The 14,513-nt window shown below is 66.5% G+C and carries 13 protein-coding genes; 7 read left to right on the top strand and 6 right to left on the bottom strand.

What is annotated here, in order from left to right; translation table 11 throughout:
• The first annotated feature begins 62 nt into the window (after positions 1-62).
• The 4 genes from H9638_RS05970 to H9638_RS05955 are packed head-to-tail and all read left to right on the top strand — an operon-like array spanning position 63 to position 4,941.
• The gene (locus tag H9638_RS05970) at positions 63-1,559 is read left to right on the top strand and encodes a hypothetical protein (protein ID WP_191746264.1); all 1,497 of its coding nucleotides are present in this window, start codon (positions 63-65) and stop codon (positions 1,557-1,559) included.
• A 33-nt stretch (positions 1,560-1,592) separates the two neighbouring features.
• Positions 1,593-3,374 carry a GT4 family glycosyltransferase PelF gene (pelF, locus tag H9638_RS05965; RefSeq protein WP_191746263.1) on the top strand — a complete coding sequence of 594 codons (1,782 nt, stop codon included), beginning with the start codon at positions 1,593-1,595 and terminating at the stop codon, positions 3,372-3,374.
• Entirely contained in the window at positions 3,371-4,474 is a 1,104-nt protein-coding gene (locus H9638_RS05960) for a putative glycoside hydrolase (protein ID WP_191746262.1), read from the top strand. Before pelF ends, H9638_RS05960 begins: the two co-directional genes overlap by 4 nt.
• Before the next feature lie 35 nt (positions 4,475-4,509).
• Complete coding sequence (locus tag H9638_RS05955) at positions 4,510-4,941, top strand: hypothetical protein (RefSeq protein WP_191746261.1); 432 nt, start codon at positions 4,510-4,512, stop codon at positions 4,939-4,941.
• Positions 4,942-4,984: 43 nt separating this feature from the next.
• Here H9638_RS05955 and H9638_RS05950 read toward each other — a convergent pair whose 3' ends face one another.
• The gene (locus tag H9638_RS05950; RefSeq protein WP_191746260.1) at positions 4,985-6,145 is read right to left on the bottom strand and encodes an FAD-dependent oxidoreductase; all 1,161 of its coding nucleotides are present in this window, start codon (positions 6,143-6,145) and stop codon (positions 4,985-4,987) included.
• A gap of 576 nt (positions 6,146-6,721) precedes the next feature.
• Between H9638_RS05950 and H9638_RS05945 the strand changes: the two genes are divergently transcribed.
• Both H9638_RS05945 and H9638_RS05940 read left to right on the top strand, forming a co-directional pair.
• Entirely contained in the window at positions 6,722-7,273 is a 552-nt protein-coding gene (locus H9638_RS05945; RefSeq protein WP_191746259.1) for a hypothetical protein, read from the top strand.
• Between the two features lie 46 nt (positions 7,274-7,319).
• A complete protein-coding gene (locus tag H9638_RS05940) occupies positions 7,320-7,601 on the top strand; it encodes a hypothetical protein (RefSeq protein ID WP_191746258.1) in 282 nt (93 codons plus the stop codon).
• 160 nt (positions 7,602-7,761) lie between these two features.
• Here the strand turns inward: H9638_RS05940 and H9638_RS05935 are convergent, their stop codons facing one another.
• From H9638_RS05935 to H9638_RS05915, 5 genes are all read right to left on the bottom strand, one after another.
• Positions 7,762-8,913 (bottom strand): adenosine deaminase family protein, encoded by a 1,152-nt coding sequence (locus H9638_RS05935; RefSeq protein WP_191746257.1) that lies wholly within the window; start codon positions 8,911-8,913, stop codon positions 7,762-7,764.
• A 49-nt stretch (positions 8,914-8,962) separates the two neighbouring features.
• Positions 8,963-10,042 carry an ABC transporter substrate-binding protein gene (locus H9638_RS05930; protein ID WP_191746256.1) on the bottom strand — a complete coding sequence of 360 codons (1,080 nt, stop codon included), beginning with the start codon at positions 10,040-10,042 and terminating at the stop codon, positions 8,963-8,965.
• Between the two features lie 150 nt (positions 10,043-10,192).
• On the bottom strand, positions 10,193-11,260 hold the full coding sequence (locus H9638_RS05925) for an ABC transporter ATP-binding protein (protein ID WP_191746255.1): 1,068 nt from the start codon (positions 11,258-11,260) through the stop codon (positions 10,193-10,195).
• Positions 11,257-12,051, bottom strand: a complete 795-nt coding sequence (locus H9638_RS05920; protein WP_191746254.1) for an ABC transporter permease — start codon at positions 12,049-12,051, stop codon at positions 11,257-11,259. Before H9638_RS05920 ends, H9638_RS05925 begins: the two co-directional genes overlap by 4 nt.
• Positions 12,052-12,077: 26 nt before the next feature.
• A complete protein-coding gene (locus tag H9638_RS05915) occupies positions 12,078-12,899 on the bottom strand; it encodes an ABC transporter permease (RefSeq protein WP_191746253.1) in 822 nt (273 codons plus the stop codon).
• A 229-nt stretch (positions 12,900-13,128) separates the two neighbouring features.
• Between H9638_RS05915 and H9638_RS05910 the strand changes: the two genes are divergently transcribed.
• A complete protein-coding gene (locus H9638_RS05910) occupies positions 13,129-14,112 on the top strand; it encodes a LacI family DNA-binding transcriptional regulator (RefSeq protein WP_191746252.1) in 984 nt (327 codons plus the stop codon).
• Positions 14,113-14,513 lie beyond the last annotated feature (401 nt).

Raw genomic sequence — 14,513 nt, 5'->3', positions numbered from 1 at the left:
GTCTCAATGCAATCCCACCGCACGCGCATTCGTGCAGCACAGCGGTGGTTCCGGGGGGATCCATGTCATCGCTACAGTCTCTGTTCCAGGACACCTTTGTCCGCCGCCGCACCGTGGTCATCATCGCCGCGCTAGTCCTGACCAGTCTTGTTCTGTTCGCGGACACCGTGTTCCCCGCGGGCTGGTCCACCGCGCTCCTGGGCGCCGGTGCGCTGCTGGTCATGGCCACGCTGTTCCAGCTGTTCCGCCCGGGTCGTCCGGGTCGTCCGGGCAACCCAGATACCGCGGAGGACCCGGAATCCCCGGGACAGAAAACCGGGGCAGATAACTCCCGCCCCGGCGCCGGACTGTTGCTCTACCTCTCACCGGTGATCCTGCTGAACCTGGTCTACCCGCTGGTCAGCCCGGAGATGGCAGCCGCGAATGTGGGCGGAGTGCAGCTCACCTACCTGGTTCTGGCCTCCTCCATAACGGTTCCCTGGCTGGCGCAGGCCGCCTGCCTGCCCGCCTACCGCCTCATCGGTGACCTGATGGCCGAGCGCAACATGCCCGCCATTACCCGCCGCTTCTGCGCCAACTGGCCGGCCATGTTCGGCTACGCGCTGCCGCTCGTGGTGCTCTTCGGTATCCCGCTGTGGCTGGCCGCCCGCTGGTCCTTCACCGCCATGGCAACCTACGCCGGGCTGTGCGCCCTGCACCTGCTGTTCGTCCAGTCCCTGGTCCTGGCCAACGTGGGCAACCGCCGCGGACTCTGGGCCCTGGCCTGGGTCGCCTACGCCGCCGCGCTGTTCGCCGTTCCCACGTTGTGGTGGCTGCCGCCGCTGCTGGGAGCGGCCACCCAGATCGCGGCCATGGGACGCGGACTGGCCAGCATCAGCCTGCGGAACCGGCCGGCCGGACGAAACTTCGCGCTCGACGTCGTCCGCGGACTGCTGCTCGGAGCCGTGCTCTGGGCCGACAAATACCTGCTGTTCCTCGCAACGGACGGCGATTTCCCGGTGGTCATCGTTTTCGTGTCCATGCTGCCGGCGGTGATCGCCTACAACTACTACTTTGTGCACCTCGCCCCGCGGGTGGATAAGGCCGTGACTTCCCTGCACCGTTCCATCGCCGAGGAACCGCTGACAGTTCTCGCCGCCGAGTCGAAGCGGCTGACCCGGACCGTGGACCGCGCGATCCTCAGCACCGGCGCGGTCGGCATGATCCTGACCCTGGCCGTGTGCGTGGTCCTCGAAAGCCTCCAGCCCGCGGATGTGCTCCTGGCGGTCTGCGTCGGCACCGCGTCCTGGGCGTTTATGGTCCTTACCCTCCTCAGCTACGAACTGGACTACATCGGCGTGCGGATGCTGCCGCAGCTGCTGGGCGGAATCCATCTGGCCCTGTGCGCAGCAGTCTTCGGTCTGGTCTCCGCCACAGCCAATCCGACGGCGGCAGCCCTCGCCTATGTGGCACTGGTGGCCGCAGACGTGCTGCTCGTCGCCATCGCCTGGGTGCTGTACAAGCGCCACTGGAGCCAGCCCGAATACACGCTGTTCTGGCGGCACGCCACTTCCTGGTAGCCCCGCCCTACCCTCGTCTTGAAAGGCAGAACCATGTACGGAATCAAGCAGAAACTCTTCCGCCGCGCCCCGCTCGTTCAGGCACCCGCCCAGCCCGCCGCCGTCGTCCCGCCGACCGCCGCCCCCACCGCGCTCACAGCCGTCGTCCATCCCGCGCAGGCCGCAGCGCAGGCCCAGTACGACGACGTTGACGTCGCCATTGTCATGGAGTCCACCTACCCGTACCTCAAGGGCGGGGTCTCGGCCGTTGTGCATGACATCGTCACGCACAACCCGGACCTGACCTACGGCATCATCCACATCACCTGGGACGCCGACGCCCCGCATGAAGACCTCTACGGGGTGCCGGAGAACGTCCTGTGGGTCCGGCCGGTCTACTTGAGCATGCAGGAACACCGGCACGACTTCATGAAAGTGTCCGCCAAGGACCTGGGCATGGACACCCGCCAACGCTCGGCCCTGGCACACCGGCTGTTTGACGCGCTCTATGCCCTGTCCGAGCGGCGGGAAGTTGGCCCGCTCTGGGAGCTCATCGACGAAGGGTTCAACGAACGCACCCGCGCCTACCCGCTGTGGGCGCTGCTGGGCACCCGGGAGTTCATGGAAACCCTCGCCGTGCGGATGCCGCAGCTGAACCTCTCCCTCGCGGACTCGTTCTGGACCCTGCGCAACTTCCTGTCCCTGGCCTACGCCATCCTCGGCGAAACCATGCCCCGGGCCAACGTTTACCACGCCCACACCACCGGCTACGCATCACTCCTCGGAGCCGCCGCCGCCCGCGACCACGGCACATCCTTCCTCCTGACCGAACACAACCTGTACGTCCGCGACACGGTTAATACCCTGCTGGACCGCAACATGGCGCTCTCCATCACCTCGGAGGACTACCGCACCTTCGACGTCACCCCCGAAAAGCGGGCCTGGATGGCGTGGTGGACCGAAATGGGCCACTTCTGCTACCCCAGCGCCGCGCTGATCACCTACCTGTACCCAACGGCGATCACCGAAGCGGCGCACCTGGGAACGGACATCGACAAGGCCGTGGTGGTACCCAACGCCATGGTGATCGAAGAGTTCGACGAGAAGTACCGGGCCCGGCTCGCCGCGCGGGAGCACCTGATCCGCAACGGTGACAACCACACCTGGAACCTCGTCTATATTGCCCGCGTGGTGCCGATCAAGGGGCTGCTGGATCTGCTCTCCAGCATCGACCTGCTGCGCCGCTACGGTTTCCCGAACCTGCACCTGGACGTGCTCGGCCCCACCGAACACGTCCCGGAATACTACGAGGCGTGCATGGCGAAAATCGATGCCCTGAACCTGCACGACCACGTCACCGTCCACGGCACGGTCAACGTCCGGGACCGGCTGGACCAGTTCGATCTGCTGGTCCTGCCCAGCTACAACGAAGGCCAGCCGATCGTGGTCCTGGAAGCCATGGCGGCCGGCATCCCCACCGTGGGCACCGACGTCGGCGGTATGCGCCAGCTGATTAGCGACGAACTGGCCACCACCGACGGCCGCATGGTCGGGCCCTGCGGGGAGCTCGTGGCCGCCGGCGACGTGGAGCACATGGCGGACAGCATCCGCGCCGTCATCGGGAACATGGACCTCTACATCGACTACGCGGACAACGCCCGGACCCGAGTGGAAGAGTTCTTCCAGATGCACGAAATCATGTCCTCCTATAACGGGATTTACCGCGCCGTCGGCAACATCACCCACATGCGCAATCTGGACACCACGGAGCTGGACTTCCTCACGCCGGCCGGTTCAGTTCCGGGTGCATCAGTTCCGGCCGAACCGGTCCGATGAGCGGAGTCGGTGCCTGGATCCGGTACGGGGATCCGGTGAGCCCGGAGCAGGTCAGGTTCGCGGCCAAGCACTACCGTGCGGCGATCCTGCAGCCCTGGGAAACCGGCGCCGCCCGGGAACTCAAGCGGCTCCGTCCGGACATGACGGTTCTGGCCTACAAGTGCCTGTCCTCGGTGCGCAGCTATGAACCGGGTCCGGTGTACAGTTCGGGCGTTTCCTTCGCGGAGGCGGAGGCTGCCGCTGTTGCATTGGATGACGACGACGACGGCGGCGGCTGGTTTGCCACGCGTCCGGACGGAGCGCGGATCGAGTGGGAACGGTATCCGGGGCACTGGCAGATGAAGGTCTGGGAGCCGGGCTACCAGCGCCGCTGGGTGGAAAACGTGCTGGCCGAATTCCACGGCTCACCCTTCGACGGCGTGCTGGCGGACAACGACGTCTTCGACGACTACTACGGGCTGAACCTGCCGATCCCCGGGGCCGCCAGCATGGGCGTTCTCCGCACCGCGCTCGGAGACCTGGTGAACGCCGCCGGGACGGCGCTGAACAGTGTGGGAAAGATCCTGGTGCCCAACATCGCCGAGTCGCGCCGGGAAACCGGCCGCTGGGCGGCCCATTCAGCGTACGGTGGCGGCTTTGAGGAGGTGTGGCTCGGCTACGGCCCCGAGCACCTCTTCGACCCGGCAACCGCCGAGGCCCAGCTGCCCCAGGCCGCCGGGCCGGGACTTTCGATCCTCCGCGTCCCCACCGACGGCAACGACCAGCACCCGAATTTCCTGTACGGATTGTCAGCGTTCTGGATCTTCGGCGAAGGTCGGGGAGCCTACTCGGCCACCGCCCACGACGACTACAGCCGCACCCAGCACGCCCCGGAACTCGACTGGCAGCTCGGGGCACCGCGCAGCGGGCCGCAGGGGAGGGGCCATACCTGGTGGCGCGAGTTCGACGGCGGCTTCGCGGCCGTGAACTTCAACCGCGACGGACGCCGCCGGCGCAAGGTGCGCATCCCCGCCGGGATGGTGGACGACGCCGGCCGCCCCGCGCCGTCGTCGTGCATCCTGCCGCCGCAGCGCGGAGTCCTGTTCCGCCGGTCGGGCTGACGTCGCGACGCGTCTACCTGGCCTACACTCGCCCCATGAAACAGCTGGGGCCCCTCGACGTAGTGGACGTCTTCGCTTACACCGTGGTGCTGGGCCTGTTCGTGCAGTTCTTTCCTGCAGTGATTACCGAGTCATTCCTGATCACCCTCCTGACCGCGGTGCTGCTCAAGGTGGTGCTGGAAGCGGTCGTCTGGGCGAAAACGCGGCTGCTTCAGCGGCTGCGGTCCGGCCAGCCGGGACCGAGGCGGGCGGTGAGCGCCGCGATGCTCCTGCTGGTCCTGCCGGGAAGCAAGTTCCTGGTCCTCGAGCTGACGGCCGTCGTCTTCCGCGGCAGCGTCCACCTGGGCGGGTTCTTCCTGGTGACCGCGCTCATTGTGGTGCTGATGCTCGCCCGGGCCGGTACGCGGCGGTTCCTCGAGCCCCGGCCCGGACCCGGGACCGCCGTCGCTGACCCTGGCGAGGGCTGACCCTGAGGAGCGCCCAGCGCGTGCTGTTCCCGGCGGAACCGGGCTATTCCCTACCGGTGCTGGGTCGGAACCGCGCGGGAACCGTGCCGGCGCCGCTGGCCAGATCAGCAGCCAGCGCACCCAGCAGCGGGGCGAACTTGGCGCCGTGCCCGGAACAGGGCGAGAGAACCGTGATGCCCTCCGCCCGGTCGATCACGAAGTCCTCCGTGGGCGTGTTCGTGAACAGGCAGGTCGTTTCGGCGTAGGGCTCCGGGACCAGGCCGGGAAGATTGTGCGCGACGTAGTCGACCATCCGCCGGCGGTGGGCGGGATCGATTTTTCCGTCCTGAGAGGCGGCATCGGGGAGCACCTTGCCGCCGTTGTACTCGGCGACCTTCTGGCCGCGGTTCCCGGCGTCGCGCCCGCCGGGCAGGCCATAGACCTGCATCCCACCGGCCTTATGAATGAAGGTGGGCCACGGGGTTTCCGGTGCCGGCTGGTCGCGGTACGGGAAGTGGAAGGCCGTCTCCTGCCGGACCTCGAAGGCGGGCAGGGATCGGAGGAACGCGCGTGGCAGGTCCAGGTTCCCCAGCAGGCCAGGCAGCCAGCCGCCGGCGGCGATGACCACGTTGCGGGCATCCAGCGTCCGGCCGTCGCTGCTGGTCAGGGCGTAGGCTGCCCCGGATTTGGTCACGGAGGCCACGGTCCATCCGGTCAGCAGGGTCGCCGAATGCGCGACGGCGGCTGCCACCATGGCGTGGACCGCACCTTCGGCATCAATAACGCCGGCGCCAGGGTGCCAGAGCACGTCGGTGGTGAAGGCGAACTGCGGCCACCGCGCGGAGGCCTCTTCCTTAGACAGCAGCTCGCGGGTTACACCCGCCTCCTCCAGGCCAGCGGCAAACCGCTTCGGGGCATGTTCCTCCCCGAAATCCAGGCACCCGGTGGGGCGAATCAGCGGCGCTCCGTGCGCCGTCTCCAGTTCCTTCCAACCGGCGGCGGCGGACTGGACCAGACCTGTGTAGAACGGATCCTCGTAGGCGTACCGGAAGATCCGGGCGGAGCCGTGGGAACTCCCGGCGCTGTTGGCGGGCTCGCTGCGTTCCAGGATCGCAACGCCGTGGCCGCGCTGGGCAATCCGCCAGGCAGTTGCCGCGCCGGCCAGGCCCGCGCCCACGACGGCGTAGTCGAAGGGGTCGCCGGAACGCGGTTGTGATGCTGCCAAGGGAGCTCCCAAAGAAGTTGTGTCAGTGACCGGAAGCCTAGGGCAGCAACGGGCTGCCGCAGGAACCGTATGTCCTCCCGCGAAGCTGCGTGAAGCCGTGTTCGGACGCTTAAGAATCCCCCTGAAATACAGGAAGGCCGCCCGGATGCTATCTCCCGGGCGGCCCCTCTGCAGTTGCTGGTGGGGATTACCCAAATGCGGTCCATACCTAGGGTCAGTGCCGAACCGCTAACGGGGACCGAACATCCGGCCTCGATGACAGTGCGTGGTGCCGTGCTCCGTGTTTCCGCGGGAATAGCGGAGCGGGGGACCTCAAGAGGCGAGGGCAGCTTGGATGTGTCCCGGAAGTTGGACAATAATTGAATTGTTGGACGATAGGAAAGCCGCCCAAGCCCGACGCGATTTCGTTCGGATGTAACGGAAGTTCGTGGGATAATGAAGTAAGAACCAAACCTCCAGGTTTCAAAGCAGGACAGCGCGACCGCCCATCAAGGCGGTCTTTTTTGTTTAACCACACACCCCCGGCACCCCGCCGGGGGTTTTTCTTTGCCCTCAACTCCTCTGAAAGGAACTCCCATGGAGCACCCGTACGCACCATTCATCGATTGGTCGCTCAGGCAAAAGGTTCCCGGCCTGCAGCGAAACGGTGTCATGACCACCACGGGAAAAGAGTGGCTGTGTCAGCTGGGAGTTGTCGCTGGACGAGTTGACCGCTATCTGGCGAAGGGGCATCCGGGTGCCCGGATCATGCCGAATTCCCTCGTGATGGACATTCTGGAACTGGAGCTGTCCCCATATGCGGACTTTGCGCCCGAAGATCCCAGGCGGGCATTGATAGATACCTGGAGTGGGCTGGCCGACGTCTACGGAACCCCTCCCTCCAATTTGCAGGAACTGACGCGCCTAAATCTGCTTGCGGACTGGGCAGAGGCCATAACGACTCCAGTAGGGGGTTCCTATCCCGGCCAACACCAGCTGAAAATCTGCTTTCCGCACGAGATGCGGCGGGTGGACCTCACCAAGATGGACGGGCAACCGCACGACCCCGAGCTTCTGGACAACCTGCTGAAACTGCTGAAGATGTACCCCTGCGTCAACACTTTCGTTCTGCGCGGGATCGACCAATAGATAAGTCCCCGCCCAACTCAGACACCCAATAGAAGGAGAAAGCACAATGAATACATCTGCAGGCTCGGTTTGGGAATACAGTCCCTCCGGGTATCGAGTCGAGGTCTCTGGAAGGCGCCGCTACCGCAAGTACTCCAGTACGGCGGGACAAATAACCACAAGGCAGAGGGGCCACAATGCCTATAAGGTCAAAACACTGGCGGAACTCCTGGATAACGGCAATATCGGGAGCAGCCGCGGCGATACCTATCCTGCAGAATATCGCTATCCCGATTCCCTCTATGGAAACTGGCAGGACCACTGGCAGAACACCCTCACCGAAAGGTGAACACCGGTTCCGACGGCTTCAGCTTCGCCCCTCGAGTCGAAAACATAGCGGTCCACATTATCGCTGGATTCGTTCGCTGCCGAGATTATTCCGACAAGAAGAGCCGCCCGGATCACCACCGGGCGGCTCTTGTTTGTCAACTCAGTTCAGCAGCTAAAAACTACCCAAACAGCTCCTTCTCCAGCGCATCAATCTCCGCCGTCATGGACGCCTTCAGCGCTGCCTTCTCCGCGTCCGGCAGCCAGCACGCGTCCGCACCGGCCAGCGCCGACTTCCGCAGCCAGGCACGGTCCAGGCCGAGGTCGTCGACGGCAATCCGGTATTCGTTCGCCAGGTTCGTGGGGAACATCCCCGGATCGTCCGAGGCGAGGATAACGTTCAGGCCGGCGTCGACCATGGCCTTGATCGAGGCACGCCTCCACGGACGCCAGGACCGGCGGGAGGTGGTGAAGATGCCGGTGAACGGAGTCTGGTCCTCGCGCACCCGGGCGATCACGGCGTCGTCCTCCATCACGAAATAGCCGTGATCGATCCGGTCGCAGCCCAGCACATCCAGGCAGGTGATCGTGTTGACCGCCACCGGAGCGTGCTCCGAGGAGTGCGCGGTGCGCTTCAGGCCGCCCTTACCGGCCAGCTGGTAGGCAGCCTCGAAACGCTCCGGCGGGCCGGCGGTCTCCAGGTTGTCCAGACCAATTCCCACCACGTACTCGTGCGGAGCGTTCAGGATCTGCTGCACGCGCCGCACGGCATAGGCGCCGTCCTTGCTGCGGTCGATTCCGACGATCAGCCGGCCGCTCATGCCGAAGTCCCGCTCGGCCATCCGGATGCCCTCCGCATACGCCTCCACGCAGCCGGCGTAGCCCAGCTCCGTGAGGTTCGGCGGAACATCGTCGATGAACAGCTCCAGGTGGCGGGTGTTGCTGGTCCGGTGCGCGGCCTCAAACGCCTCGTAGGTGATGCGGGTGAGGTCAGCGGCCTCGGTCAGGGACTGCATCACCCAGTCGGAGGCCTGGAACAGGGAGTACCTCTCGCCGTCGGGGTCCAGGGAGTAGTCCTCCACAATCGGAATCCGGGCATTCTCGTACGGGGTGAAGTCCCGCATCACGGAGGAGATGTTCGCGAAGATCGTCTCCGGGTCCTCCGGCAGCTCCAGGCCCGCCTTGGCGGCCAGCTCGGCGAAGGTGGTGGCCCGGACCGTGCCGATGAGGTGGCAGTGCAGGTCCGTCTTCGGCAGCCGGGCAGCGAACTGCTGCAGGGCCGTGGCTTCCTGGGCTGCCTGGGCCGGGCCGGGCTGGGTTTCAGTGCTGGTCATGCGTCCTGACTTTCAATGCTGCGGATGGACCGGGGCTGGGCCCCGGGGATTACTTGGAAGAGGCCTCACGGGCAAAGCGGTCTACCCAGGAGTCGTAGTTCGCGACGATGGTGGCGAAGTCCAGGGTGGAGAAACCTGCGGCGATCGGGTCTTCGGCAATATCGCCGACGACGGCGGTCAGCGAGTCCGGCACGGTGGCGTCCGGGTTCACCGGCAGGTCGCCAACCAGTTCCGCGGACGCGGTCTGCGCTTCGGCGGAGAGCAGGTAGTCGATGAATTCGTGCGCGGCGTCCACGTTCTTGGCACCGGACGGGATCAGCACCCGGTTGGTGGCCATGTAGCGGCCGGTATCGGTGGCGGTCCAGGCCACCGGCTCGCCGGAGGCCATCAGATCCGTGGCGAAACCGTTCAGCGTGGGGGAGGCAACAATCTCGCCCTGTACCAGCAGGTTGGTGATTTCGGTGGAGGAGGAGACGAACTTCAGGATGTTCGGAGCCCAGCCGCCGATCGTTTCCAGAGCGGCGTCAATGTCGTACGGGTCCGAGCCGTAGGTGGAGGCTGCAGCGGTCACCGACAGCTGGCCGCCGGTGGTGGAAATGTCCGGGAAGGCCAGCCGGCCGGCGTAGCTCTTGTCCCCGTAGAGGTCCCAGCTGGCGGCTTTCTCAGCGCTCACGTCAGCGGTCCGGTACATCACACCGTTGAGCTGGTAGCTGTAGGACGGGCCGGAGAAGTCATCGGACACGGCGAAGTCCGCGATGTTCTCCAGGTTCGGAACCTTTTCGGCGTCAACGGCCTGGAACAGGCCCTTTTCCTCGCCCATGGCGGCGTAGAAATCGGACATCAGCATCACGTCGATGCCGGCATCCCCGCCGGCCAGGTCCAGGGAGGAGAGCCGGTCAGCATTGGAACCGGTCTCGATCTCCACGTTGATGCCGGTCTTCGCTTCAAACGGCTTCACCACGGCCTCCTCAAACGGCTCAACACCGAACGGGAAGGCACTCAGGACCAGGGTCCGGGACTCCCCGGCAGCATCGCCGGAGGCACCGCAGCCGGACAGGACGAGGGCGGCGCTGACGGTCACCGAGGCAGCAGCAGCCAGCTTGGCTGCGCGGTTGCGGGGGAGTGACATGGTGATTCGTTTCCTTTCGGTGGTACCCGGCACAGGTGCGCCGCGTAGGTTCAGGGCAATCGGGAAGTTCAGGGCAAAGAGGTCGGGTTGGACCTGGGAAGGGCGGGAGCCAGCCGGTTTGGGGGAAAACCAGCAGGCCCCCGCCCGGCTTTAGGCCGCCGGGGAGGCGGGAGCCGCAGCCGCGCGGGGCGCGCTGACCGGGGAGGGCACGACGTCGTCGGGCAGGTCCACAATGTCCCCGCCGCTGGCGGTGATCCGGACCGGATCGCCCGGGCGCAGCGCCGGCAGGGAGGCGCTCTGCGAATTGCGGTGCACCGAGACTTTCAGCAGGGTTCCGCCGGCGTCGGCCGTGACAATCTCGTCCGTGCCGCGGTAGGCCACCGAGGTGACGACGGCGTCCAGCGCCAGCCCGCCGCCGTCGGCCGGCTGTCCTGGCGCGGCAAGGTGCAGGTGCTCCGGGCGGATGGTGGCCAGGCCGCGGCCGGGCAGTTCCAGGAAGTTCTCGTAGCCCAGGAAGTCGGCGGCGAACCGGCTGGCCGGACGGGTGAAGACCTCTGCCGGGGAACCGGTCTGCTCGATCTTTCCGGCGCGCATCAGGACCATGGAATCGGACATCTCCAGGGCCTCGTCCTGGTCGTGCGTCACCAGCACCACGGTCAGTCCGGTTTCGGCCTGGATCCGGCGGATCTCGGCGCGCATCTGCACCCGCAGCCGGGCGTCCAGGTTGGACAGCGGCTCATCGAGCAGCAGCAGCCGGGGCCGGATGGCGATCGCGCGGGCCAGCGCCACGCGCTGCTGCTGGCCGCCGGAGAGGGCCTTCGGCTTGCGGTCGGCCAGGTGGCCCAGGCCCACCATGTCCAGGCATTCGGCGATCCGGGCCTTGCGCTCCGCCGCCGGCACCTTGCGCAGCTTCAGGCCGTAGCCCACGTTGTCAGCGATGGTCAGGTGTGGGAAGAGCGCATAGGACTGGAAGACCATGCCCAGGTTCCGCTTCTCCGGCGGAAGCCCGGTGGCGTCGGAGCCGCCGATGATGATCTGCCCGGCGGTGGGCTGCAGGTAACCGGCCAGCATGCGCAGGCTGGTGGTTTTGCCGCAGCCGCTGGGACCGAGCAGGGTGGTCAGCTTCCCCTCCTCAATCTGCAGGTTGATGGAATCCACCGCCAGGGAACTGCCGTAGTTCTGGCTCACGTTCACGAATTCTGCTGCGGGCGTGCTCACGAGTTGATACCTCCGAAGATTTTGGCGAAGCCCACGGTCCGCTCGGCGATGATGGCGATGATGACGGTGCCGGCCATGATCAGCGTGGACATGGCGGCGATCATGGGGTCGTAGGACTGCTGGACGTAATCCAGCATGGTGATCGGGAAGGTGCTGAAATCCCGGCTTTGCAGCAGCAGGGACAGCGGCACGTTGTTGAACGAGGTGATGAAGCTCAGCAGCGCGGCGGAGATCAGGCCCGGCCGCATCAGCGGCAGGGTCACGGTGCGGAAGGTGTGCAGCGGCGTCGCGCCCAGGCCGCGGGCGGCGTCTTCAATGCTGAGGTCGCTGAGCACCAGGGTGGAGCCGGTGACCCGGACGGTGTACGGCATCAGGATGACCACGTGGCCGATCAGCAGCACCCAGAAGGTATCCGCCCGCAGCGTGATGACCAGCTGCTGGTACAGCGCCAGGCCGATCACCAGCTCCGGCACAATCAGCGGCGAGGCGAAGAAGGTCTGGATGGCGCTTTTGCCGGCCAGCTTGCTGCGCGCAATGGCCAGGGCCACGGGCACCCCGAGCAGCAGGGCCAGCACGGTGGCCACCACCGCCAGCAGCAGCGAGGAGGTCAGCGATTCCATAAAGGGCCCGTACTTGAGCGCCTTCTCGAACCACTGCAGCGAGAAACCGGTGGGCGGGAACGCCAGCGTGCGGCCGGCGGTGAAGGAGGTCATCACCACGAACAGGATGGGCACGATCATGATGATGTAGCCGATGACGGCAAGGGTGAGCAGGACTGGACGGGACTGCATCCGGCGGGTTTTCAGTTGACGGGTTTTCACTCGACCCTGCCCTTTCGCGAGCCAAGCACAGTGGACAGTCCGGAGACCAGGAAGACCAGCACCGTCATGATCAGGGCCGTGGCCGAGGCCGCCTGCCAGTCAACGGTCACCGAGGAATAGGTGAACAGCTGGGTGGAAAGCACCCGCTGTCCGGTGCCGCCGAGCAGATACGGCGTGGTGTAGGCGGTGGCCGCACCGGCGAAGACGAGCGTGGCAGCGACAACGATGCCCGGCAGGGAAAGCGGTGCGACGACGGTCCACAGGGTCCGGGTGCGGGTGGCACCCAGGCCGCGGGCGGCGTCGTCCAGGTTGCGGTCCACCTGCGCGATCGCCGAGTAGATGGTGATGATCGCCAGCGGCAGGAACAGCTGCAGCATGCCCAGGATCACCGCCAGCGGTGTGTAGAGCAGCTGCGGACCGCGGTCGCTGAGGCCCAGGGCGACGATCAGCTGGCCGACGGCGCCGTTACTGCCCAGGATAACCAGCCAGCCGAAGGTGCGGACCACGTTGCTCAGCAACAGCGGGAAGATGGCCAGGGCCAGCCAGACGCCGGCGAACCGGGAGGTGGACCGCGCCAGCAGGAACGCAATGGGGAACCCCAGGACGATGCACAGGACGGTGACGGTGAGACCGTAGACCAGGGTGCGGCCGATGATCGCCAGATCATACGGATCGCCCAGCATCTGCCAGAGCCGGTCGAGGACTTCGGCTGGGCCGGAGCCGGGCGGGCTGAAAATCATGATCAGCGCGGGGACGGCGAATCCCAGCACCAGCACAACGGCTCCCGGCGCAATCAGGAGCTTGGGTCTGCGCAGCATACGGCGTTATCCCCGAATCAATATGGGCGGACCGGTTCGGCCAGAGCAGACGAAACGATCGGACGGACAATCAATCAACGGTTAACAACCGCGTGAATGAAACCGGTTGTGGAACCGATTGCACCTTACCCTATTAGGATCGTGTTTCCGGTTTGTTAACCGGCTTCATATGCGGCCCACGCCACCCACCCGGCGGTAGAGTTACGCGTCAGGGATATCAGGGGGAACAATGGCAACACTGGACGACGTCGCCGCGCTCGCAGGCGTTTCCAAGGCGACCGCTTCCCGTGCCCTGGGCCGGCCCGAACTGGTGGCCCGCGAGACCATTGAACGGGTCCGCGCTGCCTCCGAGTCCCTGGGTTTCCAGCCCAGCCGGATCGCCCGCGCCCTGGCCCGCGGCCGCACCGGGCTGCTGGCCCTGGTGGTCCCCAGCCTGCAGAACACCTTCTTCGCCCCGATCATTGAGGGTGCGCAGGCCGCGGCGGAGGACTCCGGGAACCACCTCACCATTGCCGTCAGCGGGCTGGCCTCCGCGGCGGACCAGCGCGGCATGGACCGGCTGGCCGGGCAGGTGGACGGCCTGATCCTGAACGCCTCCCAAGCCAGCCAGGATGTGGTCCGGCACGCTGCGTCCCTGGCTCCCACGGTGCTGATCGAACGCGAAGTCTCCGGCATGCCGTCGGTCGTGGCGGACACCGCGGCGGCGTTCGGCCGGCTGGCCGGAGCACTTGCGGACCGCGGCCACACCCGGATCGCGTACGTCGGCGGGCCCGAGGGTTCCTGGCCGGACAGCATGCGCACGCGCGCCATCACGCAGGCGCTGGCCGGCCGGGCGGACCTGACCGTGCTCGGTCCGCTGCCGCCGCTGGCGGAAAGCGGGATCCGGCTGGTCGACGAGGTGCTGGCCTCCGGTGCCACCGCCGTCCTGGTCTACGCCTCACCGATCGCCCTGGGCCTGATGTACGCCCTGCGGCTGCGCGGCATCGACGTGCCGCAGGACATGGTGGTCAGCGGCGATGCCCGGATTGCCCGCGCGCTGGGCTCCGCCGGTGTTCCCTCCGTGGACGTGGACGGCGTCGAAATTGGCCGGCAGGCCGTGGAAATGCTGCTGCACCTGCTCGAGCAGCGCGGCCTGCAGGACCGCGGCCTCGAGGTGCCCGGACTCGCGACGCCGGAGCAGCGCCGGCTTACGGTGCCGATTCACTGGTCCTAGTTTCGGGATGCCTGGCGCCGGGATGGGGCGTGGGGCCGGACCAGGGCTGGGACGGGACGGGGCGGGACGCGGACCCGGGCCGGGCTGGCGCCGGGACGGGGCTGAGGTCGGGTCGCGCGCGGGCCGAACAAGAGGGCGGCCGCGACTCACGAGAGTAGATATGGCGTCTTGTGTGGCGCTGTCGGTGGCCTGGCGGCTTGGTGGTTCGGTGGCTTGGCGGCTTGGCGGCTTGGCGGCTTGGCGGTTCGGTGGGGCGCCGGGGCGGACTGCTTCCGCTGGATGTGCAGGTATGGCGACTTGGCTCTTGCTGGGTGTGCAGATATGGCGACTTTCTGTGCGCGGAAGTCGCCATATCTGCACGTTGGAGGCGGCCAGATCCTGGCCAAGGGCGCGGACGGAGC

Source organism: Arthrobacter pullicola, from assembly GCF_014836875.1.
GTDB lineage: Bacteria > Actinomycetota > Actinomycetes > Actinomycetales > Micrococcaceae > Arthrobacter_B > Arthrobacter_B pullicola.
The sequence above is the reverse complement of the archived record's forward strand: the minus strand, read 5'-3'. Positions and strand labels throughout refer to the sequence as shown.